Consider the following 26403-nt stretch of genomic DNA (forward strand, 5'->3'; position numbering starts at 1 on the left):
ATGCCGACAACCGTTGAACTGATCCGCCACAAACGCGAGGGCGGCGAGTTGTCTGCCGCTGACATCGCCGCCCTGGTCGCTGGCTACACCCAGGGCAACATTCCCGACTACCAGATGGCAGCCTTTCTCATGGCTGCCTTTTTACGTGGGATGACCATCGCTGAAACCCGCGCCCTCACCGAAGCCATGCTGCATTCGGGCGAGGTCGTGGATTTCTCACATCTCCCACAAGCCAAGGTGGACAAGCACAGCACCGGCGGCGTGGGCGACAAAACCTCACTGGCGCTGGCCCCCATCGTGGCGGCAGCCGGAGTCGCGGTGCCGATGATTTCCGGGCGCGGGCTGGGGCACACCGGCGGCACCCTTGACAAGCTCGAAGCCATTCCCGGCTTCCGTACCGATCTGCCGCTCGACACCTTCCGCCGGCTGGTGGAGCAGCTCGGCGTGGCGCTCATCGGACAAACCCGCGAAATTGCCCCGGCCGACAAAAAGCTCTATGCCCTGCGCGATGTCACCGGAACCGTCGAGTCCATTCCGCTCATTACGGCCAGCATCATGTCGAAAAAGCTGGCCGAGGGGATTGATGCGCTCGTGCTGGATGTCAAGTTCGGCAGCGGGGCTTTTATGAAAACCCCGGCCGAAGCCCAGGCGTTGGCCGATTCCCTGACGGCCACCGGAGAAGCCATGGGCAAGCGCGTCCAGGCGCTGCTCACCGACATGAACCAGCCGTTGGGCTGGGCCGTGGGCAATGCCCTCGAAGTCTGCGAGGCCCAGCAACTGCTGCGTGGCGAGCAGCTCACCGGACGCTTTGCCGATCTCACCTTCGGGCTGGCTGCCCACATGCTCCGGCTTGGGCAGGTGGCCGCCTCCGTTACCGAAGGCCAGACGCTCGCCCGCGCCATGGTGACGTCAGGAAAGGCACTGGAGAAGTGGCAAGCCATCATCAGGGCGCAGGGGGGCGACCCACGGGTGGCGGAAGATGACCGGCGGTTGCCACAGGCTGCCTACGAAACCGTTGTGCGTGCGCCACAGTCGGGCACCGTGACCGCCATGGACACCGAAGCCATTGGCCGGGCCGCCGTTCTGCTCGGCGCCGGACGCCTTACCCTTGATGCCGTCATTGATCCGGCCGTCGGCTTCCGCATGGAAGTCGAACTTGGTGCGCCGGTGTCTGCCGGGGATGAGCTCGTCCGGGTGTACTACAACGCAGCCCAGGCGGTGCCCGAAGTGGAGCAGCGCCTTCTGGCGGCCATCACTATCACTCCAAACTAAACATCCCAAACTAAGGGCGGTGCCCTGCACTTGCCGGCGGCTGTAGGGTGAACTTTTGCCGGGCGGCTTTCCCGATGGCCGCCGGGCTGAAGGGAAACACGGCAGGCGTACAGGTCTTCCAGCTTTCAAGCTGATCAGCCCAGTGCGGACTGCCGGGATCGCCGGACTGGCCGAGTGGCAGCCCCATCCGGGAGGCGTCCCACTGGCTCACGTCGGCGACAAAGCGCATGGAAACCGCCTCGCCGACATTCGGGGTCGCCACGATGAAATACCCTCCGCCCCGCTGCGGCAGAGGTGGAACCTGAAATGAGCGCCCAATCAGCGGCGCGGCAGCCAACGGGTGGGGAAATGTCGCCGGTTTCCACCGTCCCCAGGTCCAGTTCGCCGGGTCAGCGCCGAGTTCGGTCGCCAGTTGTTGCCGCGCCATCCGGTGGCTGCGGCGCAGCAGTTGACCGTAAGTGGCGGTTTCTTTGGGCAGCCAGTCGGCCGGTTGCGTCGCCAGAATATAGGTCAGTTCCGGCCCGCCAAAAACGGCGCGCCGCCAGTCGGCACGTATGGCCTGGCGGGAGCGGAGCGTCAGGTTGGCCGGCGGCGTACCGAATTTGGCCGTCAGCAGTTGCCGGCGGAGGGCGTTGGCCAGCTCCATCGCCAGGGCGGCCGCCCGTGATTCCGGGGTCATGTCCCCGTCCCAGTCCCGAAAGAGCCTGAGCGTGGCCTGCCATTCGGCATCCTGGCTGGCTTCCGGGTCCCTGGCCGCAATCTCCAGAACGAGTTCGACGAAATCCAGCGCGCCAAGGGCAACAATGTCGTCCTGGATGTGCAGACAGTCGGCAACCGAAACTTTGGGCTGTGCGGTCAGAAGGTCATAAATCCGCCGTGCGCGGTAAGGCGGGGCCCAGTGTGTGGTGAGAAAGTGGGGGTAGCTGTGCCCCACCACCCGGTTGTTGGCCGTGACGATGAGTCCCGCCGGGGGATTGAGCACGTGGGGCAGGGCATCGAATGGAATCAGTCCCGTCCATTCGTGGTCATCCGTATGGCCCGGAACGGGGAAGCGTCCGTTGCCCTTTTTGCGCCGGGGGATGCGGCCGGCGCCGTAGTAGCCAATGTTGCCCTCCACATCGGCATAGATGAAATTCTGCGTGGCCCCGCCGTAATCGGCAATCGCCCGGCAAAACTCCTTCCAGTTTCTGGCGCGTATCAGCCGCCGGTAGCAGCGGGTTTCATTGGGCGTGACATCGAGCGCCGTCCAGCGCAACGCCAACCGTTGGCCTTTGTCTTCGAGCAGAACCGGGCCGTGGCGTGTCACCAGCACTTCGTGGGAGACCGTCTCCACATCGGGCGCGCCCGGCATGCGCCGGACCGGGATGGTCTCCACCCGCACTTCAGCTTCCCGCCAGCCCTGTGGTGTCTGGTAGAGACGTGGGCGGGTCTGGTGGAAGGTCTCCCGGAAAAGGTCCTGCACATCCGGGTCGAGATTGGTGCAACCCCAGGCAATGTGCTCATTGTGCCCGATCAGGACACCCGGAATGCCCGGCGCCGTCACGCCGGCGACGCGGTATTCCGGCACGGCAAGGTTGACCATGTACCAGATGCCGGGCGCTGATGCCTCAAGGTGCGGGTCATTTGCCAGAATGGGTTTGCCGGTGGTGGTCCGTTTGCCGGAGACCACCCAGTTGTTGCTGGCGGCCAGTTCCTCGGCATACAGCCCGACGCGCGCCAGCGCCCGCTGCTGCGCCGTCAACCAGCGGTCGGCCCCGGCCAGCAAATCCGGCGACAGGAGAGCGCCTGACGCTCCGCCGGCGTGGTTTTTTGGAGGGGACGCCGGCGACGGCTTATCGCGCCCGACGACGATGACTTCCGGGATGCGTGACGATGCCTGCATCAATTGCGCGTATGCCTTGGGATCGGCCTGCGCCATGGCCGCCGCGGCCAGATCGACGGGCCACGTCGTCGAGAGTGACTCGGCAAACACCTTGCCAATCAGAAGTGTATCGGTTGGTTGCCACGGACGCGGGCGGTAGCGCAGCAGCCGGCATTCGCGGGGGAGCCGCTGTTCGTCGCACTGCGCCAGGTAGGCGTTGACGCCGGCCGCGTAGGCTTCGAGGTATTGCCGTTCTGTGGCATCCATCTGGGCGAAGGTGGCTTCGCATACCTGCCGAAAACCGTAAGTGCGGTGCAGCCGGTCTTCATCAAGGGCTTGCGCTCCGAAGATTTCTGCCAGTTCACCGGCCCCGGTGCGCCGGAGCAGGTCCATCTGCCACAGCCGGTCGCTGGCGGTCATGAAGCCTTGAGCAAAAACGAGGTCGAGTTCGTTGGACGCCGTGATGTAGGGGATGCCGCGCGCATCCCGTACCACCGTCACCGGTGCCGTCAGACCGGGCAGGGTGGTGGTATCCGCTGAGTCCGGCATCCGCTGGAGATGGGCCGATGTGTGAACGTTCAAACCAGCCATCAGGTGTAGCAGCAGCACCAGGCACAAACCGGCCCGGCCTGGCAGGGTGAAGGCAAAAGGGAACATTTGAGGTGACAACGTGCCTTGGGATTGGATGGGGATAAGGCAGAACAGGGAAATGATGCATGTTTTCAGAAATCGCGCTAGAGTTGGCGGCTTTTGAAAGCTGTTGTCGTCAATATCCAAGGAGTCATCCCATGGCTACGGTAAACGAACCCGATGAACCCACCCCATCACAACCCTCCAGTACGTCTGACCCAACCCCGGCTGCGGCCGATGCGCCGCCGGCTGCCGGAGACTTGCCGGTAGCCGAAGCCGCCCCGTCTGAGTTGGTCATCGGTGAGGCCGATATTGAAGCCACCGCTGAAGTGCCCGTTAGTGATGTGCCGACGGCGGCGCCAGTCGCCAGCTCTGCAGTGAGTCCTGAAGACCTGCTGCTGGCCGGGCAGGGTGGGGCCTCCGAACAGTTTTTGACCGCCACGGCAACGGTTGCCGACGTTCTGGCTGCCGCGCCGGAAATTCGGGAAACGCCGACCTTTCTTTCCGCCCTGCCCGAAGTGCCGGACGTGGATGCACCGCCCCAGCTTGCCCCGCTTCCCGACGAGTACGAAACCGATGCCATTGCAGCCCTGGTACAGGACCCTTTCCGTATGTTCGTCTATTGGGAAGCCCGGCCGGAGACGGTGCTTGCCGTTGAGCGGTTGTTTTCGCCGGAAGAGGTGGCAACGTTCCGCCCGGTGTTACGGGTTACGGAACGTGAGACGGAGAAAGAAACCTACTACCCGGTGCTGTATCAGGGGAGCGAGTGGTTCAGCGTGTTTCCCGACCGGACCTATCTGGTGGAATTCGGCGTCCATTCGCCGCAGTTTGGTTTCATTCGTCTGATGTCGGCGCCGGAGAAGAAAACCCCCCGGGGCACGGTTGCGCCGGAGTTGCCGCCCCAGCCGGAGTACCGGATTTCGGAGACCCGTTTCCGGCGTACGCTGGAGGTGTCCGGTTTCCAGACCAACGGTGCCGCGCTGCCACGGGAGGCGTTGGAGGCGTGGTTTGCGCCGGCCGTGTCTGACGCCGTGTTTACGGCTGGCGACGGACTGCCGCTCGAACCGGAGCATATTCGGCAGCTTCCCGATTCCGTGCGGGATGTGGTGTCCGAACTGTTCGAGCGGGATGGCGGAGACCTGGCGGCGCTGGCGCTGCTGCACTATCTGCCCGCCCTGCTGCGGGACACCTACCTGGCGCGACTGGCGGCGCGGGGCATTCCGGTTGCCTTTGCCAATGTGGAGCAGCTTCTGTCGGCCGGGTACATTGCCGAAGCCGTCCCGACAGAGGAAGAAATCATCGAGGAGCTGGAGTGGAGTGACTGGATTGAGGATGAGGAAACCTTTGACGTGCCGGGTCTTCACCGGTTTGGCGTAGGGAGTTCGGCGGGCAGCGAGTTGGGGAGCCTGCGGCAGCGTCGCCGGCGGCGTCTGCCACGACGGCGGGTGCGCCGGCCGGAGGTGGTCCAGCCGGTGCCACAGCCGGTGACGCAACCGCTCTGGTTGCCGAGTATGGAGCGTCCGGGCAGCCTGCGCCTGTCCGGTGGCGGGCAGGGGTGGCTTTATTTTGACCTGGATGCCATTGCCTGTGAGCTGGCGGCGGAGCTGGGGCTGCCGCCCTCGGTGTGGGTCTAAGCTGCCGGGAGCGCGGGCGTCCAGCCCGCATTGACCCACATGGGAATGGGGGCATCACCACGGTCCGTGGGTTGAAACCCCCTCAACTCAACCGTCGCTGACGCGACGGGGGTGTGGGGGGGCCGCGATCCGTGGGTTGAAACCCACGGCTAAAATCAGGCGTCGCTACGCGACGATGGGGATTCCAACCCGGCGTGTGGCGGTTGCCCGTACGTGACGCGGCCGATACGGGGATGCCCGGAATTCGTGGGTTGAAACCCACGGCTAAAATCAGGTGTCGCTACGCGACGATGGGGATTCCAATCCGGCGGGTGTGGCGGTTGCCCGTACGTGACGATGGAGATTTGGGGACGCCCGGGATTCGTGGGTTGAAACCCACGCCTCAATTCAACCGTCGCTACGCGACGATGGGGATTCCAATCCGGCGGGTGTGGCGGTTGCCCGTACGTGACGCGGCCGATACGGGGATGCCCGGGATTCGTGGGTTGAAACCCAGGGCTAAATTCAGCCGTCGCTACGCGACGATGGGGATTCCAACCCGGCGGTGTGGCGGTTGCCCGTACGTGACGATGGAGATTTGGGGACGCCCACGGAAATGGGGGAGATGCCTACGGTCGCGAAGTGGGAAACCCGTGTTCCTGCCGCGTCAGCGTGCAGACGAAGGTTGGTGAGATTCCTTGTTGAGTGCAGTGGGAAATGGGTGTTCCTGCCGCGTAGCGGCAACCGAATTTAGCCGTGGGTTTCAACCCACGGATTACGTCGCCCCCCCCCCCAATTGTTTCCCGTCGCGTCAGCGACGGATGAACGCCACCGGCGGGGAAGAGGTGTTCCGATACGTCGCGTAATTCGTGCGGGCAGGACGCCCGCGCTCCCAGGATTCCGTGGGTTGAAAAAAACGTCTCAATTCAACCGTCGCTGACGCGACGGGGGTGTGGGGGGGGCCGCGATCCGTGGGTTGAAACCCACGGCTAAAATCAGGCGTCGCTACGCGACGATGGGGATTCCAATCCGGCGGGTGTGGCGGTTGCCCGTACGTGACGCGGCCGATACGGGGATGCCCGGAATTCGTGGGTTGAAACCCACGGCTAAATTCAGCCGTCGCTACGCGACGATGGGGATTCCAACCCGGCGTGTGGCGGTTGCCCGTACGCGACGATGGAGATTTGGGGACGCCCACGGAAATGGGGGAGATGCCTACGGTCGCGAAGTGGGAAACCCGTGTTCCTGCCGCGTCAGCGTGCAGACGAAGGTTGGTGAGATTCCTTGTTGAGTGCAGTGGGAAATGGGTGTTCCTGCCGCGTAGCGGCAACCGAATTTAGCCGTGGGTTTCAACCCACGGATTACGTCGCCCCCCCAATTGTTTCCCGTCGCGTCAGCGACGGATGAACGCCACCGGCGGGGAAGAGGTGTTCCGATACGTCGCGTAATTCGTGCGGGCAGGACGCCCGCGCTCCCAGGATTCCGTGGGTTGAAAAAAACGTCTCAATTCAACCGTCGCTGACGCGACGGGGGTGTGGGGGGGGCCGCGATCCGTGGGTTGAAACCCACGGCTAAAATCAGGCGTCGCTACGCGACGATGGGGATTCCAACCCGGCGTGTGGCGGTTGCCCGTACGTGACGCGGCCGATACGGGGATGCCCGGAATTCGTGGGTTGAAACCCACGGCTAAAATCAGGTGTCGCTACGCGACGATGGGGATTCCAATCTGGCGGGTGTGGCGGTTGCCCGTACGTGACGCGGCCGATACGGGGATGCCTGCGATCCGTGGGTTGAAACCCACGGCTAAAATCAGGTGTCGCTACGCGACGATGGGGATTCCAACCCGGCGGTGTGGCGGTTGCCCGTACGTGACGATGGAGATTTGGGGACGCCCACGGAAATGGGGGAGATGCCTACGGTCGCGAAGTGGGAAACCCGTGTTCCTGCCGCGTCAGCGTGCAGACGAAGGTTGGTGAGATTCCTTGTTGAGTGCAGTGAGAAATGGGTGTTCCTGCCGCGTAGCGGCAACCGAATTTAGCCGTGGGTTTCAACCCACGGATTACGTCGCCCCCCCCAATTGTTTCCCGTCGCGTCAGCGACGGATGAACGCCACCGGCGGGGAAGAGGTGTTCCGATACGTCGCGTAATTCGTGCGGGCAGGACGCCCGCGCTCCCAGGATTCCGTGGGTTGAAAAAAACGTCTCAATTCAACCGTCGCTGACGCGACGGGGGTGTGGGGGGGCCGCGATCCGTGGGTTGAAACCCACGGCTAAAATCAGGCGTCGCTACGCGACGATGGGGATTCCAACCCGGCGTGTGGCGGTTGCCCGTACGTGACGCGGCCGATACGGGGATGCCCGGAATTCGTGGGTTGAAACCCACGGCTAAAATCAGGTGTCGCTACGCGACGATGGGGATTCCAATCCGGCGGGTGTGGCGGTTGCCCGTACGTGACGCGGCCGATACGGGGATGCCCGGAATTCGTGGGTTGAAACCCACGGCTAAAATCAGGTGTCGCTACGCGACGATGGGGATTCCAATCCGGCGGGTGTGGCGGTTGCCCGTACGTGACGCGGCCGATACGGGGATGCCCGGAATTCGTGGGTTGAAACCCACGCCTCAATTCAACCGTCGCTACGCGACGGGGGACGATTGCGGGGATGCCGCGATCCGTGGATTGAAACCCACGCTAAATTCAACCGTCGCTACGCGACAGGTTTGAGGCGCGGGCATCCCACATCGTCCTACGTCGCGTAGCGACGCCTGAATTTAGCCCGGCATTTCAATGCCGGGTAAGGTGTCACCAAGTCGTTCCGTCGCGTCAGCGACGGTTGAATAACATCCGGCGGACATGCGGGCGGATGCCCGGTTCTCCAGCAAAAGATGCGGGCGAGACGCCCGCACTCTCAGGAATTTGGGACGCCCGTGCTCCCAGCGGCGGCATATTCAATCTCAAACACATAGACCGTGCTGGGGCGGTAGTTCGACACCCACACGTATTTGCCATCGGGCATGGTCGTCACACCAATCGGGTGCACGTCGGTTTTGACCGTAAAGAGCTGTTTCATCTGTTCGAGATCGACGACGCCCAGATTGTTGTCTTCGTAGTTGCACACAAAGGCATAGCGATCATCAATGGAAAGCGAGGTCGAACGTGCCTGCGTGCCGGTTTTGGCGCGCCCGATAATGGTTTCCGTCGCGCGGTCAATTTTGATGAGTGTCCCGGAAGCATTGAGGGCAACGTACAACAGCCTGCCATCCTGGGAGACACAGACGTGACGTGGGTTGTAACCGGTTTCAATGTCGCGGACCTTCTGATGTCCCTGTTCGACATCAATGACCGCCAGACTGTGCCCGCCCATGATGCAGACGTAAGCCAGCTTGCCATCGGGCGCAAAGCAGATGCCACGGGGAACCCTTCCAACGGGAACATCCTTGACCCTGGTCAGTTTTTCGGCGTCCATGACCGTAATGGACTCGGAGAGCCAGTTGGCGGCATAAACCCACTTGCCATCCGGGCTTTCAGCAACGACCTTCGGTACCCGCCCGGCAGGAATCCGGGTGACAATCTGGTAGGTTTCGGTGTCAATGACCACCACGACGCTCGTCGCCCCGACCCGCTCGCTGCCGTAAAGTGACACCCAGGCATATTTGCCGCCTCGGGTGAAGGTGCATTCGACCGGCTCGCCGCCGACGGGGACTTTGCGCAGGATTTCATAGGTTTGGGCGTCAATGAACGTCACCTGGTAGCCGTAGAGGTTGCACGTCATGACCCGCTTGCCGTCCGGGAGGACACGCAGCGACTTGGGCCCCGCCGGAACGTTCAGCTTTTTGACCAGCTTGAGTCCGGTAATGGTTCCGCCGGTCGGCCGGGTGTCCGTCCGGGTATCAGGCGTGGAAGCCAGGTTAGGTGCCGAGGGCGAGGGGGTGGGAGCGGCAAGAGAAGTGGATTTGGGCGTGGAACAGGCCGCCAGGATGATGAGCAGGACAGCCAGGGACAGCGGGCTGAAGCCAGGGCGCATAGGGAGGATTCCTTCAGGGGCGGTTGAATTATCTGTGTGGAATATCTATTTCGGTGTTGGCCGTGACGGGGTGGAGGGGTGTTTCTGCGAGAGCCTAGCGTAAAGCCGGCTGCGAGGCGAAGGCAAAGGTTATTGAAGATGGAAGCTGTTATGGAACAATCGTCTGATAATGCAAGGCAGGGCGCAGAACTGCCGGGGAAGACAATATGGCGGTGATCTACGGTATCTCGCCGGTTCTGGAAGCCCTGCGCAGCGGCAAGCGGCGGGTGAAGGAAGTGTGGCTGGCGCACGGCACAAAGCCGCACCGGTTGCAGGAACTGCGCGCGCTGGCCGGACAGGCCCGTGTCCCTTTGTCTGAAGTCGAACGCAGTCGGCTCGATGCCATCACCCGCCGGGCCAATCATCAGGGCGTTGTGGCGTTGGTGTCGGCGGTCGGCTATGCCGATCTGGAAGAAGTGCTGTCCGGCATCACGGGCAGTCCCCTGCTGGTGGTGCTCGATCAGGTCGAAGACCCGCACAACCTGGGGGCAGTTATCCGTACGGCGGAGTGCGCCGGCGCGCACGCCGTCATCATCCCGGAACACCATGCTGTCGGGTTGACCGATACGGTTGTCAAAGCCTCCGCCGGCGCGACGGAATACCTGCCGGTTGTGCGGGTCGTCAATCTGGCGACGACTCTCGACAGCCTGCGGCAACGGAACATCTGGATTGTCGGGGTGGAACGGGACGGGGAGCGTCCGTACGTCGGCTGGGACTTTACCCTGCCAACAGCGGTGGTCTTGGGAAGTGAGGGAAAGGGCATCCGGCGGCTGGTGCGCGAGCGGTGTGATCTGGTGGTGACGCTGCCGCTTCTGGGCCACATCACCTCGCTCAATGTGTCGGTGGCTGCCGGCATCATCCTCTACGAGGCCGTCCGGCAGCGCCATCCCGTTTCACCGGCAGGCGGCTAAACCTGGACCGTCCCGCTTACGGCTCCCGTGAATCGCCGCGTCGCAGCCGCCGTTTGCGGCGCAGTTCGTTGACTTCGCCGATGAGTTCGCGGGCTTCCGTCAGGGCTTCGTTCAGTTGTTGGCTAAACAGCGATGCCTTTTTGGCCGCCGCTGTAAGCGCGTCAAGGGTTTGCTGGGTGGCGGCCAGAAGGTGTTTGTGGGCGTCTTCCGGGTCTGAGGTGGACGCTGGCCCGTCAAACAGGGACCGGAGTTCTTCGCGGTGAAACTCCAGTTCACCCCGGAGGCGGTTGTGTTCGGCGCGCAACTGCAACAGGGCGCGGTGGGCGCGGTGCAGTTCAATGCTCAACCGGGCCCCGGCTTGACTGTAGCGGTTGCCTTCCTGCTGGATGAGTTCCCGCAGGTGTGCCAGACGGCGCAGCTCCGTGATGGGTTGATCGCCAGCGAAAGCCGCAAACTCGCCACTGATGTCGAGCGGCGGCGGTGTGGCGTCAATTGCCCTGGCCTCCGCCGTTTCAGAGACCGGTGGGGGGAGCGTCGTTGGGGTTGGGGGGCTGCCCGGTGATGGCGCGGCGGAACCGGCCGGCGGTGCGCTGGCCCCCACCCCAGCCCCGGTTTCGAGAATCGCCCGAAAGGCACAGGCTTTGACCCGTTCGGCCACGGGAACAGGGATGCCGGCGGCTGTGGCGAGTTCGTAGGCCGAAGCCGTGCCAATGTCGCCCAGGCGGGTAATGCCGGCGGCATGCAGCCGCTGAAGGTTGACCGGGTCAATGGTCTTGAAGTACGCCGCAACATCTGAAATGTGAGGCGTGGCTGCCATGGCATCGTTGGCGTCCTGGCTCGGGGACGCCGGTTCCGCCGCCAGATTCTGCCGGATGAGGCGGCGGAGTTCGTTGAAATCACGGGTAAGGTTTTTGGTGTCGCGCTCGGTCAGGGTGCGTTTGCCCATCCGCACATCAAGGAGAGGACGCTCAATGCCCTTCAGCACATCGAGAATGTCGTGGTACTGAATCGTCTCCGAAGCCTTGATGAGCGGGCGCAGCGCCCCGATACAGGCATCCACCGTCCCCTTGACGACCCGGCTCTGGTCCGAGCCGTTGCCGGCGCGGGCGACATAGTCCGCCAGGGTGTAGAGCGACAGTCCGACGGGTTCCAGGAATTCCCACACGATGGAGCCGAACATGCCCTTGAGTTCGGCTTCCGTCCGGCGTTCGGTGGCGAGCTGGTCTTCGATGGAAGGCGGCGCAAAGGCCCCGGTCGGGTGGATGAGTTCGTCAATGGCCGCCGCAATATCGTCGTCACTTTCTTCGGCCCGGTAGGGCTTTTCCCCGGAAGGACTGCCCAAGCTGGGGTTGCGTGTCGTATCCGTGTCGGGCGGGTTGGCATCGCGGTTGGGCATAGACAGTGACGCTACTCAGCGGTGCTCAGGGCTGGGGGGGCGTGGGTGGATAGTTGCTCCGTGGTTCAAGTGTCACCGAAAGCATGGTGATCTTCTGCTTTGGGCGGGACGTTCCTTCAACCGTGGGTGCATTGGAGATAATATCCACAACGTTCATTCCTGCAATCACCCTTCCAAAGATACTGTACTGGTTATCCCATTCGGGATGCGCCCGGCAACAGATGAAAAACTGGGTCGTGGCACTGTTTTTGTCATTGCCGACGCGCGCTGCCGACACCGTGCCGCGGACATGCTTGAGCGCGCTGAATTCCGCCGGAATCTTGGGCAGGTCGGGGCGTCCCATGCCCCAGGTGTCTTCGCGCCCGGTTTTGGAGTTGGGATCGCCGCCTTGAATCAGGCTGCCCGGCTCGACCCGATGGAAGGCGGTTCCATCGTAAAAACCACTACGGATGAGGCCCTGAATCTGGGCTGTATGCTTCGGAGCAATATCGGGAAAGAACTCAAAGACGATACTGCCAAACTCGGTTTTGATGACCGCCACCGACTGGGCCGCCGATGGCCGACAGGCGGTGAGGGGAACAGCGCCCATCAGCAGTATCCCCATCACCGGGAGGAAAAAGGTTATGGATCGGGTTACAGAGACAGGAAAGGAAAATTTACGCAGCTTGAACGGACGATTTGGCATCGGAGGTGGAAGTTGCCGTCCCGGTGTCTGAAGCCGCTTCTGTCTGGCTTCCTTCGCGCCGGGAGGACGTGGAGGTGTTTTCCTGGCGACCCTTGGCACTGTAGTCCGTAATGTACCAGCCGGAACCTTTGAACGTAATCGCCGGAGCGGACACCACACGACTCAGGGCGTCGGCGCCACAGGTGGGACAGGTGACGAGCGGCGCATCGGAGAACTTCTGGATGACTTCCACCCGTGCGCCACAGCTTTCACACGCATATTCATACAGGGGCATGGCTTGGACACTTCCTTGACCTGGAATCTAAAGCTTTTGCCTTCAAAGGTTACGGAGCCATCCCCAGAGCGGAAAGTATGTTTGGAAACATTTGGGCCAGCGTCAGGGTGTTCTTTGAATTTCAACCTGCGCTTCATAGCTCCCGCTGTTGTCGGACAGGTCGCCTTCATTGACACCCAGATACAGCTTGCCGCTGCGTTGCGCCACGAATTCGCGTGTGCTGCCGATAAAAATGTAGTCGTCATTGTCATCGCCGATGACGGCAATGAGGGCCCCGGTGGGCCGTCCCGGCATCAGTTTCTCCGGGTCATCCTCGGCGATGCCGGCCGGAGTGGACTGGCGGCGGCCATCAAGCTGGATCGAGCCACGGGCTGAGATGCGCACCCGGTCGCCACGGCGCACATCGAGTTGGGTATAAGTCCAGTCGTCGCGGGCGATGACCTGTACCGTCCGGGTCAGCGCCGGGCTGCCGGTCCCGCTTCCGGTACTACTGCCGGTTGCCGGAGGACGGGTGGCCGGGGGCGTTGTCGGGCTGGAAGGTCCCGAAGCCGAGCCGGATGAAGGGGGCATCGTGCGGGGTGGGGGCGTACTGCTGGCGGGCGGGCGCGTGTCTGGTGGACTTGTGCTGCCGGTGCTGCTGCCATAGCCAGGCGGCAGTGGGCGTCCGTCAAACTCGACGCTTTCAATATCCTCAAGGGCAATGATGGCTTGGGTTCCGGGCGAAGACCGTTCATACACGATGATGAACCGCCGGTTTTCATAGCGGACAATCTTGCCGACAACCGTCTGTCCGTTTTTGAGGCGGATGGTGTCGGCCTGTGCCGAAGCTACCGGCCAAATGACAAGACCGCCCAAGAGCGCAAGTGCAAGCAGAGGTTGGTGGTTCATAAGGGTTCACCCAACTGGCACGGAGCCGCACCTTTGATGTCCCGGACAGATTCCATCACGCGGGTCCGGTCCTGTCCCGGCGGCTACTTTACTTCCGTTGCCAGAGCGCCCGGAAAATAGCCCCGCCGGGTGAGAACGCGCGCATCCCGGTGCTTGGGAATGCGCACTTCAATTTCCCGGAAGTGTTTGGTGTTTCTGTTTTCGTTTGGTTCATAGACGAGGAAATACTGGTTGCGCAAGTAATCTTTGGCCAGGTCAAAAGCCCGTTTGGTCTGTTTGGTATCGCTGGGGAAAAAGACATCCCCGCCGGTTTCCTTGCACAGGCGCTTGAGGTTGCGGTCGTCCATGTTGAAGTAGGGATTGCCTTCGATGCGAAACACGCCGCCGCCCTTGGTGCTGATGGCATAAATGGTGACTTCCGCCCGTTGGGCAATGGCAATGGCTTCGTCCAGGGTTGTGCTGCTGGCCGTATCGCCGCCATCGGTGACGAGCAGGATGGCGCGCCGCCGTGTGCTGGCCAAAGGCATGTGCTCCAGGCAAACCTTTTTGATGGTGTCGTAAAGTGCTGTCCGACCGTTGGCGGTCGTAACGCTGTTGACGACCCGGGCCAGTTGCTGGAAGTCGTTGGTAAAGCCGGACCGAATCCGTGGCTCATCATCAAAGGTGACAAACGAAGCCTGGTCGCGGCGGTTGTCCAGCAGCTTGCTCAGGAATTCCGTGATGGCTTCGCGCTCAAAGGCCAGGCGGTAACGCACGCTTGTGCTGGTGTCCATGAGAATGGCCACGTTGAGTGGGAGTCCGTCCCGGCGCTGGAAGGCAATAATGGGTTGCCGACGCTTGTTTTCAAACACTTCAAAGTCAGACTGCCCCAGGTTGGGAATGAAGCGCCCCTGCCGGTCAATGACCGTCACCGGCAGGGAGATATTGATCACGTCGAGAGTAAACTCTTCCTCACCGGTGGCGGCCGTGGCCGGCTGGGGAAGGTTCTGGGCCGCGACACCAGGTGGGCGCGGCACGCAGAGCAGCCCCCCCAGAAGTCCAAGGCAGCAGAGTATGAACAGAAAATGGCGCATCAATACCTCATAACAAAACCGCCGCGATGGAGGGATGCAGCGGGGAGTTGCCCGGAGGGCCGGCGGGCTAACCATAACACGCGGCAAAGTCGTCCTGAGAAGCCCAGAGAACAGGAGAACCCACGGGTGAACCTGCGAAAGGGTTTGACAGGAACCGGATGGTGTGTCCTTGGTTGGCAAAACCAACTGGCAGGTTGGCTTGCTGCGGGCGGCGTTCCTGAAGAACCGGGCCGTTGCCTCCGTCCGCCTTCCTGGACTGGCGCTCGCTGTTTCCCGGCTTGAACCGGGATTTTTCAGGCGTGGAGAAATTTCGCCTCAACCGGCTTGTGCAGTGCTCAAAACCAAAGCACAATCACAACGGTCGAGTCACCAGTTTCCTCGATACGCCCGGTCGTTTGACGGTCAATCCCGGCCCAAGTCACAGACATTCGACTTTGGCCTTGCGCCCTTGGCATTTTTCGTACGCTGCTTTTGGATACTTCCATGAAGGGCACGCTTTCACTTATCAACTTCGCCGACATTATCCGTGACTTACATCTGACACGGCGGACGGGCCTGCTGCGCCTGACCCGCGACCGTGAGCTGCGCGCCGTCTTTGTGGAGCAGGGTGATCTGGTGTTTGCCCTCTCCAATCTGCCGCACGAACGGCTTGGCGACTTTCTGCTGGCGCGCGACCTCATCACCCGCGAGCAGTATGAAGCGGCCGTCCAGAAGCCCAATGCCAAACAGCGCTTTGGGCAGGTGCTGGTCGAAATGGGCGTCATGTCCCGTGAGACCGTGGAGACCCATGCGCACCAGCACCTCACCGAAATCATCCTGGCCGCCTTCGAGTGGGAGCGTGGAGAGTTTGTTTTCGAGGAAGGCACGCGCGCCGCCCACGATGTCAAGCTCAATTTGCTGACTCCCAATCTCATCCTGATGGGCGTCCGCCGTATGACCAATGATGAGGCCGTACGGCGCGCGCTTGGGCCAACCACGCAGTTCATCGAGTTGTCGCCCGATGCCATGACCCAGCTTCAGCGCGCAACGCTCGATGGTACGGAAGGCTTTGTCCTGTCGCGGATCACCGGACGGATGACGATTGACGAGCTGGTGCTGATCAGTGGCGTCCCGGAGGCAACCATCCTGCGGGTGGTGTATGGTCTGCTGTGTGCCGGTATCCTCGTGGGAAGTCATCCCCGCCCAACCATGGCCAATCCCCAACCGGCAGCTCCGGCTGCGCCGCCACCAGCAACACCACAGCCAGTGGCGACACCACCCACCCCGCACAGCATCCCGGAGCCGGAAGCCGTCAAGCCTGATGAAGCCCGCTTCGAGCTTCAGATGCTTCGTGAGTTTCTGTCCCTCAAAACCACGACCTACTACGACATGCTCAACGTGGGGCCGACGGCGAGTGATTCCGAAATCAAGCGTTCGTACTACCAGATGGCGAAAAAGTACCATCCCGACCGCTACCGGCCGTTGGGGATGCCGGATGTCCTGGAAAGCGCCGAATGGATTTTTGCCCGCATCAGTGAAGCCTACGAAAAGCTGCGCGACCCGGATGTCCGGCGACGGTATGATGAGTTCATTGGGTTGATTCCAGAAAATACGGTACAGACCGAAGCCAAAGTCGCTTCGGTCACAGCGCCCAGTCCGCCCTCCGCGCCACCGGTCAGTAAACCCGCGGTCGGCACCCAGACAGGGCAGATACCCACGCCGCCAATCCCACCGGTCGGCGCTGGCACAACTGGCTCACTCGCCTCTTCCACACAACCTGTTGGCAGCCGAACCGGGTCTTCCAGCCAGGGGTTGGGACGGCAGACCGGGGCGGCAACCACCGGCTCTGTGTCGGCGCCAGCCGAGACGGCGGCTGAAACGGCCGCGCGAAGCTATGAGATGGCCTGTGCGGCTATTGAGCGCAAGGATTTCATTACAGCCATAACCTACCTGCGCGAAGCCGTGCGCCTGGCACCGGAGGTCATCCGCTATCGCTCGCGCTTGGCTTCGTTGTGCATGCAGAACCCGAAGCTGCGCAAGGAAGCCGAAGATCAGCTTCTGGCCATCCTCAAAATTGATGGAACTTACGTGGACGCGCACTTGGCACTGGGGCACATGTACCATCAGGCCGGCATGGAAAAGTCGGCGCGCAAGCAGTTTGAGGCGGCGTTGGCCATTCAGCCGGACAACGCGGTGGCCAAACAGATGCTATCCCTGCTGAAGCCGGAGACCGAAACCAAGGCGGCAAAGGCTGCACCCGTGCCACCCAAATTGCCCACCAAGCCGCAGACACCAGCGGCGGAGTCCCCGGCCAAGACGGAAAAACCCGAAGAACCCAAGAAAAGTCTGCTACAGCAGGATGTCGGTGAGCTGTTTGGCAAGCTCTTCAAGCGTTGAGCAGGTGGTGGTGCCATGAAAGCCATGCTCCTGGCCGCCGGGTTCGGGACACGGCTGTTTCCGCTCACGCTGGACCGTCCCAAACCGGCCCTCCCCGTACTGGGCTGCCCGCTCGTTGCCTATGGCGTGGACTACCTCACCCGCTTTGGCTGCTGTGATCTCGTGGTGAACCTGCACTACCGGGGGGAAGCCATTGTGGCCGCCCTGGGGGATGGTGCGGCCTTTGGCTGCCGCATTGCCTACAGCCACGAGTCGGATGAGATTCTGGGGACGGGTGGTGCGCTCGACCACGCCAAGCCGCTCCTCAATCCAACGGAAACCTTTGTGGTCATGAACGGCAAGCTCATCACCACGATTGATCTTCAGGCGGCGCTGGCGACGCACCGCCGCCAGCAGGCGCTGGCAACGTTGATTCTCAAGCCAAACCGGCGGTGGGAGCGGTTCAGTGTGGTCGAAGTGGATGACACAGGAGCCATCCGGGGCTTTGCGCCGCCGCCAGATGCCGCTGCACCTGATCCGCCGCCGTTGTTTTTCACGGGCATTCAGATTCTCGAACCGGAGATTTTTGACTACATCCCACGCGCCCGGTTCTCACACACAACAACCGACGTTTATCCCCGCGCCATGGCCGACGGGCAGCGCGTTATTGCCCACGTGGCAGGGCCGGATGAAGACTGGTATGAGTTCAGCACGCTGGAGCGATACCTTGACCTGTCCTGTCACCTGGCAGGCCATCCGCAGGCGGTCATTCGCGGCCAGAATTGCCAGGTGGCGGCTGATGCCCGTCTGGCGCGCACCATTCTCTGGAACCACGTCACCATCGGCGCTAAGGTGGAGTTGCACGAGGTCATCGTCGGAGACGGTGTGACCATCCCGGAAGCAACGACACTGTCGCGGGCCGCTGTCGTGCGGGCCGATCTGCTGGAAGTGTCGGAACGGGCGCGCGCCATTGCCGAGGGCAGAGGAAGGCAGGTTGGGGAAAACTTCATTGTCCATTTTTGATGTTCGTCCAGGTTCTGAGGATCCCAGATTCTGATGGTCAACGTGAGCCGGGTTTTCACCGGCGTCCGTGGCCAGGTTCGATGTGTGCGGTGAATGCGTCATGAGACGCCGTGAGTTTCTTCAGCATCTTGCGCTCAGTTGCGGTGGGGTCTTGTGTCCGGTCGGGACTGGTGTGGCGGGACCTGTACTGCACCGTTTGGAAGGGTGGGTTGACGCGCCGGAAACGCTGGACCGGGACATTCCGCGCGTTCCCCGTGAGTTCCGGGGCGTCTGGGTGGCCACGGTCGAAAACATAGACTTTCCTTCGTCGCGCCGCCTCACCCCGGAGGAGCAGCAGTCCGAGTTGCGCGCCATCTTCGACCTGGCTCAGGCGCTTGGTTTCAATGCCGTGATTTTTCAGGTGCGGCCCATGTGTGATGCGCTCTATGCGAGTCCCTATGAGCCGTGGTCGGAATATCTCTGCGGGGTGATGGGGCGACCGCCAGTGCCGTTTTACGATCCGCTGGCCTACGCCATCGAGCTGGCTCACGCACGCGGACTGGAACTGCATGCCTGGTTCAATCCGTTTCGGGCGCTGCACCGGGCGCGACAGGGGGGCGTGGACCCGCAGCACATTGCCCGGCGGCGTCCCGACCTGGCCAAGCCCTACGGGCGCTATCACTGGCTTGATCCCGGCGAGCCGGAAGCCCGCGCCCATTCCTGCCGGGTCATTCTGGATGTCGTTGAACGTTACGACATTGATGCCGTTCACTTCGACGACTACTTCTACCCGTACAAGGAACGGCTGGTATCCGGCTACCTTATTCCTTTTCCCGATGATGACAGTTGGGCGCGCTACGGCCAGGGCAAGACCTGGCGCGCGCGGGACGACTGGCGGCGGCATAACATCAACCAATTCCTCGGCGAGGTTGCCGCCGGGATTCGTCGCCTCAAGCCCCACGTCAAGTTCGGCATCAGTCCCTTTGGCATCTGGCAGCCCGACCATCCGCCCGGCATTCAGGGACTGAACTCCTACGTGGAGTTGTGTTCTGACTCCCGCCGGTGGTTGACCGACGGACTGGTGGATTATCTCGCGCCCCAGCTTTACTGGCCCATTGAGCGTGAGCGGCAGAGTTATCTCCGGTTGCTTGAATGGTGGCTGGCGCAAAATCGCCAGCGCCGGCACGTGTGGCCTGGCAGCGCCGCGTTCAAGGTGGCTGATGGCACGCCGCGCGCTGTTCCGGCGCAGGAAATTACGGCCCAAGTCCGGCTTTCCCGGCGGCTCAATCGGCAGGGCGGCAACATTCACTTCAGCTTTCGGGTGTTCCGGCACAATCGCGGCGGACTGTCAAATTTGCTCCAGCAGGAAGTGTATTCCGTCCCGGCGCTCGTCCCAGCTTCGCCGTGGCTCAATGCCGCCGTTCTGCCGGCGCCGCACCTGGAAGTTGGAATGGCTCCAAGGCGTGGCCGTCCGGTGGCCGTCTGGCAGACTGGTGACGGCTTATCGGTGGCCCGCTGGTGCATTGCCATCCAGACCGGTGAAACCTGGGAGTTGCAGATTCAACCCGCCACACAGCGCCAAGTGGCCTTGCCGGAGTCTGCGCGCGCTGTTGCCGTCTGGCCGGTGAGCCGCAGTGGAGTCGAAGGTCGCCGGGCAACTCTGTGGCGCGCATAGCCGGGTGGTGGATTGCTACACTGAATTTTTGAAATCCCTGCCCGGAATCATCCAAAAAAATGAAGGCGTCTGGAACCTGTGCGGCTGATGTGTTGCATTCCTGCACGGGGTTCTGGTTCTTTGTCGGTTTTCTGCCCGGTCAGGTGGGAATCTGACCTGACAGACCGGCGCTGTAAACAATCTGTAAATTCCGGTACGTTATTTGCCTTACTATGGTGGTGCCCTTCTGGGCAACTTTGCAAGTGAGGAGTCAACGAAGTCTATGGATAGGCCTCGTTACATGAAGAACATCCGGCAACTTCTGGTCGCCGCGCTTTTCGTCCTGACCGGCTGGCTGGCAACACCCAGCCTGGGGCAGGTGACGAATGGGAACATCCGTGGGATTGTTCAGGATGCAACCGGCGCGGTGGTCGCTGGTGCCAAAGTCACCCTGACGGACAAACAAACCAACAAGGTGACCACGGGACAATCAAATGACAGCGGCGAGTTTTTGTTCGTCAACCTGCCGCCCGGACTCTACGAAGTTAAAATCGAAGCGACAAACTTCACAACTTTGCTCCTGACAGGCGTGCGCGTTGAACTCAACCGTACGACTGACGTCCTCGCCAAGCTGGAAGCTGGCGGCACCACGGATGTCGTTGAAATCACCGCGACGAGCGTGGGGCTGGTGCAGACGAGTTCCAACGATCTGGCACGTTCCTATGAATCCCGCCAGGTTGTCGAGCTTGGGCAAACCACTGTCGCGGGAGGCGTCTATAACCTGGCGCTGACCTCGGCCGGGGTATCCAGCAGCGGCGGTTTGGGGGTTGGCACCGGCGGTTCCGTCGGCGGGCAGCGCCCCCGGAACAACAACTTCACGGTGGACGGCATTGACAACAACGACAAGTCGGTGACGGGTCCGCAGATTTACATTTCCCCCGAAGCCGTTGCCGAATTCACGCTGCTGACCAATCAGTTTGGCGCTGAGTTTGGCCGGTCGAACGGCGGGCAGTTCATCACCGTCACGAAATCCGGCACGAATGCCTTTCACGGGACGGCCTATTTCTTCCTCCAGAACCGCAACCTCAATGCGCTGGGCGTCCGGGAGAAGGAACAGGGCATCACCCGTGACACCCAGCCGCGCTTTGACTACTCCCGCTATGGCGGGAATGTCGGCGGCCCGATTGTCAAGGACCGGCTGTTTTTCTTCACCCAGTATGAAGGCCAGCAAACGGGTTCATCGGCGACGGCCGGTGGCATCATTGCACCGACCCAGGCCGGCTACGCCCTGCTTGGCAGCATTCCCGGTCTCTCGGCGACCAATCTCAACATCCTGCGCACCTATCTGCCCGCCGCACCCGTGCCCGACCCCAGCCTCGCCGGGACACTGGTTGTAGCCGGGCAGAACATTCCCGTCGGATTTGTGGCCATTGAGCGTCCGGCCTTCAGCAACCAGCGCAACTTCGTGTTCAATCTGGACTTTGTTCAGAGCGAACGGATGACGCACCGGACGCGCTTCATCTTTGACCGCATTCGCGCCATTGACACCGGAGCGGGCCTGCCGGCCTTTTTCACGTCCATTCCGGTAGATGGGCGGTTGTTTTCGTACACCAACGTCTTTGCCATCCAGCCCAACCTGACCAACGAGTTTCGTTTCTCGTTCCGGCGGTCACGGAATGATGTTCCCGTGCCGGATATTCCTTATCCGGGGTTGGATAGTTTTCCCAACATCGAACTCAACGATCTGGGCGTCAACATCGGCCCCAACGGCGTTGCTCCGCAGTTCGGGATTGAAAACAACTACCAGCTCATCGAGAACCTGACTTGGACGGTGGGCAACCACACGCTCAAGTTTGGCATTGACACCCGGCGGCTGATTGCGCCGCAGTCGTTCGTCCAGCGGCAGCGGGGCGATTACTTCTACCTGGCAACGGAGTCCTTCCTGCGCGACCTCAGCCCGGAGTTTGGTGAGCGCACGGTTGGGGTTTCGCCCTACTACGGCAACCAGTGGCTGTTTTTTGGGTTTGCGCAGGACAGTTGGCGGATTCGGCCGGAGCTGACCTTCAACTACGGCTTCCGGTATTCCTACCAGCAGGTGCCGTTTACGGCCCGTTTGCAGCGGCTCAACAGCGCCGCTTCCGTGCCGGGCCTGATTTCGTTCAACTCGCCCGCCGAGCAGACGACCAACTTTGCGCCGGTCATCGGACTGGCTTACGCGCCTAACTTTTCGTCGGGACTGATGAACCGCATCTTCGGGAATCCCGGAGCCAGCTCCATCCGCGCCGGATTTTCGATGGGCTACGACATCATCTTCGACAACCTCTACATCTTGTCGCTGCCGCCCCAGTTCAACCAGACCCGTAACGTGGAAGACCCCGGTGTGCCGGGCTTTCTGGCCGGTGGTGGCCTGCCGCCGACACCGGCACCCGTCACAGGAACCCCGGCGCAGTTGCGCGCCATCACCTCGTCGTGGATTCCTGACCAGAAAGTGCCCTACTCCATTACCTGGACGCTGGGCATTCAGCGCCAGTTCCTCAAGGACTGGGCGGCCGAAGTCCGCTATGTCGGAACCCGTGGCGTCCACCTGCTGACGCAGAACCGCATCAACCGGCAACCACGGGTGACACCGCAGAACTCGCTGCCGACGTTCCTGAGCAACCCGACGCCAGCGCAGTTGGCCGGATTGCCGACATTATCCCAAGTGATTGCGGCCCGGTCGAACTTCGTCCCGGCGTTTGCCGCGGCCGGTTTCAATGCTGGCAACCTGGTGGCGTTTCTCTCCAACGGCAACTCGACCTACCATGGCTTGCAGTTGCAGGTGCAGAAGCGGCTGACGCAAAACTACAGCGTGAACCTGGCCTACACCTTCAGCAAGCTCATTGACGACACGACGGCGGAACTGTTCAGCACCGTGTTGTCCTCGCGCCGGGTACAGGATTTCCAGAACCTGCGGGCGGAGCGGTCGCTGTCCCTGCTCGACAGCACGCATCGGTTGGCGATTACGGCTAACTACGATCTGCCGTTTTTCCTCAACAGCCCGAACCCGTGGCTGCGGTCCCTGCTGGGGGGCTTCAGCATCTCTGGTACGTACAGCTATGAGACCGGCAAGCCCTTCACGGCCCGCAGCGGTGTGGATTCCAACCTCAACGGCGACAACGCCGGCGACCGTACCATCCTCAACCCGAACGGGCAGCGGGGCACTGGAAGCGGTGTGCGCGCTGTCAATGCGGCTGGAAACACCGTGCCAGTGGGCAGTGCGACGGCGGTGGCTTACGTGGCGCTCAATCCCAACGCGCAGTACATCGTCGCCGGCCCCGGCGCGCTGGCCACGGCTGGACGCAACACCCTGCGGACGCCGGCCATCAACAACTTTGACATCTTCGTGCGCAAGAACTTTCGGATTACGGAAGGCATCCGGGCGCAGTTCCGGGCTGACTTCTTCAATGCCTTCAACCATCCGCAATTTGTGCCGGGGTCAGTCAATGGCGTCAATCCGGTGAGCACGACGGGCACGGCTGTCAATCGGTTCACGATTGCTTCGGACAGCTTCTTCAACCGTCCGCGGGCGACATTTGGAAGCAACCCGCGTGTCATCCAGCTTGCACTGCGGATTGACTTCTGATCGGCGGCCAAGCGTCTGGCGGTCGAACGGCGACGGTCGTTTGACCGCCACACGTCTGGCGCTGGTCTCCATTTTTCCTGAAGGAATGATGCGTATGAAAAAGCAACTGTGGTTTGTTCTGCTGTTTGGCCTGTTTGTATGTGGCCACACGGCCTTTGCCCAGGATGTTCCCCAGGGCGAATTTTTTGCCGGTTTTACCTACACGCGCCTCAATGACCTCACTCCCCGTGGCCCCAGCCAGGATGCCTTTGGCTTCAATCTGCAGGGGGTGTACAACGTCAATCGCGTGCTGGGCATTGTCGGCGACTTTGGGGCGCACTATGACAACGCGACCAACCTGTACACCTTCATGGCCGGCCCACGGGTGAGCCTGCGGAGCGACCGGGTGACGCCTTTTGCCCATGTGCTGTTGGGCGGCGCGCGGGCCAGCCGGGTGCCGGTGTCCAATACGACGCCCCTGCGTTTTGACGGCGATGGCGGTTTTGCCATGGCGATGGGCGGGGGCCTCGACGTGAAGGTTTCGGATTCGGTTTCCCTGCGCGCCATTCAGGGGGAATACATGTTTACGAAAATCGGTGGCTCCGGCAGCGTTCTGCGCGACACCCAGAGTCACCTGCGCCTGAGCTTTGGCGTCAACTTCACGTTCGGCAAAAAGTAAGCTTCGGCAGAAAGTAAGCGCCATCGTCGGGTGACGCACACTTTTGTTACACCGGGAGCTTTCGGCTCCCGGTTTTTTGTTCCCGGAAAGAAATTCAGTGGCCGCCTGAAGGCAGAACGTGGATCACTAGGCAGCACTGGCGGGACATGTCATGGTTTACACCATTGCCTGCGGCTTGCAGCCGGAAAGTGCCTGCGGCTTGCAGCCGGAAAGGCAGGATTCCCAATCTCACGAGGACAAGACACGATGTTCAAGCGACAGGCGTTGCGACGCTCCCTGGTGGCCGGCACGGCAATGTTGCTCTGGACGGCCCCGCTGCCGCTTTTTGCCCAGAACTTCTCCAAAGATATGAAGGCTTCCGCATCGTCACCCATCGTCTATCCGCCCTCGAAGAAGGTCGAGCAGGTGGATGACTACCACGGCATCAACGTCGCTGACCCCTACCGCTGGCTGGAGGACGCCGACTCACCGGAGACCAAAGCCTGGGTCGAAGCCCAGAACAAAGTCACCTTTGGTTTTCTGGAGTCCATTCCCGAACGGGCGCGGCTCCGGGAGCGCCTGACCCAGCTCTGGAACTACGAAAAGTTCGGGGTGCCGTTCCGCGAGGGCGACCGCTATTTCTTCACGCGCAACGATGGGCTGCAAAACCAGAGTGTGTTGTACGTCGGCAGGACGCCGGACGACCCACAGGCGCGCGTGCTGCTCGACCCGAACACCCTGTCATCCGACGGGACGGTGGCGCTGACCGGCTATGCCGTCAGCGATGACGGCCAACTGCTCGCCTACGGTCTGGCCACAGCCGGCTCCGACTGGAACGAGTGGCGGGTACGGAATGTCGAAACCGGCGAAGACCTGCCCGACCGTCTCCAGTGGGTCAAGTTCTCCGGCGCGTCGTGGACGAAAGACGGCAAGGGCTTTTTTTACAGCCGCTATGACGAGCCGAAGGAAGGGAATCTGCTGCAATCCACGAACTACTACCAGAAACTCTACTACCACCGCGTGGGCACGCCGCAGTCGGCGGATGAACTCGTTTACGAGCGCCGCGACCACAAGGAATGGGGTTTTGGCGGCTATGTCACCGATGACGGGCGGTATCTGGGCATTGTCGTCACCATGGGGACGAGTCCCAGAAACCTGTTTTTCTACAAGGATTTGACCAACCCGGAAGCGAAGGTGGTCGAGTTGATTCCCGACTTCATCGCCGACTTCACGCCTGTCGGCAACGATGGAACGACCTTTTATTTCCGCACCGACTGGGAAGCGCCACGTGGCCGTCTCATCGCCATTGACGCCACCCGCCCCGAACGGACGAACTGGCGGGAGATCATTCCCCAGAGCCGGGACACGCTGGAAGCCGTCCGGTGGGTCGGCGGACGGTTCGTTGCCCTGTATCTTTCGGACGCCAAAACCCAGGTCAGGATGTTTGACCGCGAAGGGAAACCCGGCCCGGACATCGCCCTGCCCGGCATCGGCACGGCCGCCGGTTTTGGCGGCAAGCCGGAAGCCACCGAGACGTTCTATGCCTTTACGAGCTTCACCCAGCCGACAAGCATCTATCGCTACGACTTCACCACCGGAAAAAGCACGCTTCTGCGGCAGCCCAAAGTGGCTTTCGATCCGGGCGCGTATGTCACCCAGCAGGTGTTTTACCGGAGCAAGGACGGCACGCGCATCCCGATGTTCATCGTCCACCGCAAGGGTCTCAGGCGGGACGGAAAGAACCCCACCCTGCTGTATGGCTATGGTGGGTTCAACATTTCGCTCACACCGTCATTCTCACCGGCCCGGATTGCCTGGCTGGAAATGGGTGGCGTGCTGGCGATTCCCAACCTGCGCGGGGGTGGCGAGTATGGCGAGGAATGGCATCAGGCCGGCACCAAGCTCAAGAAACAGAACGTGTTTGATGATTTCATCGCGGCCGCCGAGTGGCTGATTCGGGAGAAGTACACCCAGCCGGCGCGGCTGGCGATTCAGGGCGGCAGCAACGGGGGGCTGCTCGTGGGGGCCTGCATGACGCAGCGCCCGGAACTGTTTGGCGCGGCGCTGCCGGCGGTCGGTGTTCTGGACATGCTGCGCTTCAACAAGTTCACGATTGGCTGGGCGTGGGAGTCCGACTACGGCTCACCCCAGAACCCGGAAGAGTTCAGGGCGCTGTATGCCTACTCTCCGCTCCATAATCTGAAGCCCGGAACGCGCTACCCGGCCACGCTCATCACCACAGCGGATCACGATGACCGCGTTGTGCCGGCGCACAGCTTCAAGTTTGCGGCGGCGCTTCAGGCCGCGCACAAAGGCGACGCGCCGGTACTCATTCGGATTGAAACCAAGGCCGGACATGGCGCCGGCAAGCCCACGTCCAAGCTCATCGAGGAAACGGCCGATGTGTGGGCGTTTCTCGTCAGGACGTTTCAGATGACGGTGAAGTAGGCAGGTCAGCTACCGGGCCGG

16 protein-coding genes are annotated in these 26403 nt (G+C 61.9%); 9 read left to right on the forward strand and 7 right to left on the reverse strand.

Features of this window, described 5'->3' with window-relative positions; genetic code table 11:
- Nucleotides 1-1272, forward strand: a complete 1272-nt coding sequence (locus J8C05_RS05205) for a thymidine phosphorylase (protein ID WP_211423103.1) — start codon at nucleotides 1-3, stop codon at nucleotides 1270-1272.
- A gap of 10 nt (nucleotides 1273-1282) precedes the next feature.
- Here the strand turns inward: J8C05_RS05205 and J8C05_RS05210 are convergent, their stop codons facing one another.
- Nucleotides 1283-3724 carry a penicillin acylase family protein gene (locus tag J8C05_RS05210; protein ID WP_211423104.1) on the reverse strand — a complete coding sequence of 814 codons (2442 nt, stop codon included), beginning with the start codon at nucleotides 3722-3724 and terminating at the stop codon, nucleotides 1283-1285.
- 197 nt (nucleotides 3725-3921) lie between these two features.
- Between J8C05_RS05210 and J8C05_RS05215 the strand changes: the two genes are divergently transcribed.
- Nucleotides 3922-5397 carry a DUF4912 domain-containing protein gene (locus J8C05_RS05215; RefSeq protein WP_211423105.1) on the forward strand — a complete coding sequence of 492 codons (1476 nt, stop codon included), beginning with the start codon at nucleotides 3922-3924 and terminating at the stop codon, nucleotides 5395-5397.
- A gap of 2885 nt (nucleotides 5398-8282) precedes the next feature.
- On the opposite strand, the gene J8C05_RS05220 is transcribed toward J8C05_RS05215, so the two are convergent.
- Nucleotides 8283-9398 carry a cytochrome D1 domain-containing protein gene (locus J8C05_RS05220; RefSeq protein ID WP_211423106.1) on the reverse strand — a complete coding sequence of 372 codons (1116 nt, stop codon included), beginning with the start codon at nucleotides 9396-9398 and terminating at the stop codon, nucleotides 8283-8285.
- 206 nt (nucleotides 9399-9604) lie between these two features.
- Between J8C05_RS05220 and rlmB the strand changes: the two genes are divergently transcribed.
- Nucleotides 9605-10348 (forward strand): 23S rRNA (guanosine(2251)-2'-O)-methyltransferase RlmB, encoded by a 744-nt coding sequence (rlmB, locus tag J8C05_RS05225; RefSeq protein ID WP_211423107.1) that lies wholly within the window; start codon nucleotides 9605-9607, stop codon nucleotides 10346-10348.
- Between the two features lie 16 nt (nucleotides 10349-10364).
- On the opposite strand, the gene J8C05_RS05230 is transcribed toward rlmB, so the two are convergent.
- The 5 genes from J8C05_RS05230 to J8C05_RS05250 form a co-directional block, all read right to left on the reverse strand.
- Nucleotides 10365-11744: a hypothetical protein gene (locus J8C05_RS05230; protein ID WP_211423108.1), complete on the reverse strand. Its 1380-nt coding sequence runs from the start codon at nucleotides 11742-11744 to the stop codon at nucleotides 10365-10367.
- 25 nt (nucleotides 11745-11769) lie between these two features.
- Nucleotides 11770-12333, reverse strand: a complete 564-nt coding sequence (locus J8C05_RS05235; RefSeq protein WP_211423109.1) for a peptidylprolyl isomerase — start codon at nucleotides 12331-12333, stop codon at nucleotides 11770-11772.
- A gap of 67 nt (nucleotides 12334-12400) precedes the next feature.
- Nucleotides 12401-12703, reverse strand: a complete 303-nt coding sequence (locus tag J8C05_RS05240; RefSeq protein WP_211423110.1) for an FmdB family zinc ribbon protein — start codon at nucleotides 12701-12703, stop codon at nucleotides 12401-12403.
- Nucleotides 12704-12805: 102 nt separating this feature from the next.
- Entirely contained in the window at nucleotides 12806-13591 is a 786-nt protein-coding gene (locus J8C05_RS05245) for a hypothetical protein (RefSeq protein ID WP_211423111.1), read from the reverse strand.
- 83 nt (nucleotides 13592-13674) lie between these two features.
- On the reverse strand, nucleotides 13675-14664 hold the full coding sequence (locus J8C05_RS05250) for a VWA domain-containing protein (protein ID WP_211423112.1): 990 nt from the start codon (nucleotides 14662-14664) through the stop codon (nucleotides 13675-13677).
- Nucleotides 14665-15147: 483 nt separating this feature from the next.
- Here J8C05_RS05250 and J8C05_RS05255 point away from each other — a divergent pair, with 483 nt between their 5' ends.
- The 6 genes from J8C05_RS05255 to J8C05_RS05280 all read left to right on the forward strand — a co-directional run bounded on the left by J8C05_RS05255 (nucleotide 15148) and on the right by J8C05_RS05280 (nucleotide 26382).
- Complete coding sequence (locus J8C05_RS05255) at nucleotides 15148-17040, forward strand: DUF4388 domain-containing protein (RefSeq protein WP_211423113.1); 1893 nt, start codon at nucleotides 15148-15150, stop codon at nucleotides 17038-17040.
- 15 nt (nucleotides 17041-17055) lie between these two features.
- On the forward strand, nucleotides 17056-18042 hold the full coding sequence (locus J8C05_RS05260; RefSeq protein WP_211423114.1) for a sugar phosphate nucleotidyltransferase: 987 nt from the start codon (nucleotides 17056-17058) through the stop codon (nucleotides 18040-18042).
- Nucleotides 18043-18238: 196 nt separating this feature from the next.
- Nucleotides 18239-19696, forward strand: coding sequence for a glycoside hydrolase family 10 protein (locus J8C05_RS05265; protein ID WP_211423115.1), 1458 nt, complete (start codon nucleotides 18239-18241; stop codon nucleotides 19694-19696).
- A gap of 262 nt (nucleotides 19697-19958) precedes the next feature.
- On the forward strand, nucleotides 19959-23297 hold the full coding sequence (locus J8C05_RS05270; protein ID WP_211423116.1) for a TonB-dependent receptor: 3339 nt from the start codon (nucleotides 19959-19961) through the stop codon (nucleotides 23295-23297).
- Nucleotides 23298-23391: 94 nt separating this feature from the next.
- Entirely contained in the window at nucleotides 23392-23955 is a 564-nt protein-coding gene (locus tag J8C05_RS05275) for an outer membrane beta-barrel protein (RefSeq protein WP_211423117.1), read from the forward strand.
- Nucleotides 23956-24201: 246 nt separating this feature from the next.
- Entirely contained in the window at nucleotides 24202-26382 is a 2181-nt protein-coding gene (locus J8C05_RS05280; RefSeq protein ID WP_459543839.1) for a prolyl oligopeptidase family serine peptidase, read from the forward strand.
- The last annotated feature ends 21 nt before the right edge of the window (nucleotides 26383-26403 follow it).

Origin of the sequence: Chloracidobacterium sp. N, from assembly GCF_018304765.1 — a bacterium.
Lineage (GTDB): Bacteria > Acidobacteriota > Blastocatellia > Chloracidobacteriales > Chloracidobacteriaceae > Chloracidobacterium > Chloracidobacterium aggregatum.

Excerpts from the sequence above, each read along its gene's own strand:
- J8C05_RS05220 (WP_211423106.1), bottom strand. The coding sequence starts at position 9,398 with ATGCGCCCTGGCTTCAGCCCGCTGTCCCTGGCTGTCCTGCTCATCATC.
- J8C05_RS05240 (WP_211423110.1), bottom strand. The coding sequence starts at position 12,703 with ATGCCCCTGTATGAATATGCGTGTGAAAGCTGTGGCGCACGGGTGGAA.
- J8C05_RS05275 (WP_211423117.1), top strand. The coding sequence starts at position 23,392 with ATGAAAAAGCAACTGTGGTTTGTTCTGCTGTTTGGCCTGTTTGTATGT.
- J8C05_RS05210 (WP_211423104.1), bottom strand. The coding sequence starts at position 3,724 with ATGGCTGGTTTGAACGTTCACACATCGGCCCATCTCCAGCGGATGCCG.
- J8C05_RS05215 (WP_211423105.1), top strand. The coding sequence starts at position 3,922 with ATGGCTACGGTAAACGAACCCGATGAACCCACCCCATCACAACCCTCC.
- J8C05_RS05250 (WP_211423112.1), bottom strand. The coding sequence starts at position 14,664 with ATGCGCCATTTTCTGTTCATACTCTGCTGCCTTGGACTTCTGGGGGGG.
- J8C05_RS05255 (WP_211423113.1), top strand. The coding sequence starts at position 15,148 with ATGAAGGGCACGCTTTCACTTATCAACTTCGCCGACATTATCCGTGAC.
- J8C05_RS05260 (WP_211423114.1), top strand. The coding sequence starts at position 17,056 with ATGAAAGCCATGCTCCTGGCCGCCGGGTTCGGGACACGGCTGTTTCCG.
- J8C05_RS05245 (WP_211423111.1), bottom strand. The coding sequence starts at position 13,591 with ATGAACCACCAACCTCTGCTTGCACTTGCGCTCTTGGGCGGTCTTGTC.
- J8C05_RS05230 (WP_211423108.1), bottom strand. The coding sequence starts at position 11,744 with ATGCCCAACCGCGATGCCAACCCGCCCGACACGGATACGACACGCAAC.
- J8C05_RS05280 (WP_459543839.1), top strand. The coding sequence starts at position 24,202 with ATGTTCAAGCGACAGGCGTTGCGACGCTCCCTGGTGGCCGGCACGGCA.
- J8C05_RS05270 (WP_211423116.1), top strand. The coding sequence starts at position 19,959 with ATGGATAGGCCTCGTTACATGAAGAACATCCGGCAACTTCTGGTCGCC.
- J8C05_RS05205 (WP_211423103.1), top strand. The coding sequence starts at position 1 with ATGCCGACAACCGTTGAACTGATCCGCCACAAACGCGAGGGCGGCGAG.
- rlmB (WP_211423107.1), top strand. The coding sequence starts at position 9,605 with ATGGCGGTGATCTACGGTATCTCGCCGGTTCTGGAAGCCCTGCGCAGC.
- J8C05_RS05235 (WP_211423109.1), bottom strand. The coding sequence starts at position 12,333 with ATGGGCGCTGTTCCCCTCACCGCCTGTCGGCCATCGGCGGCCCAGTCG.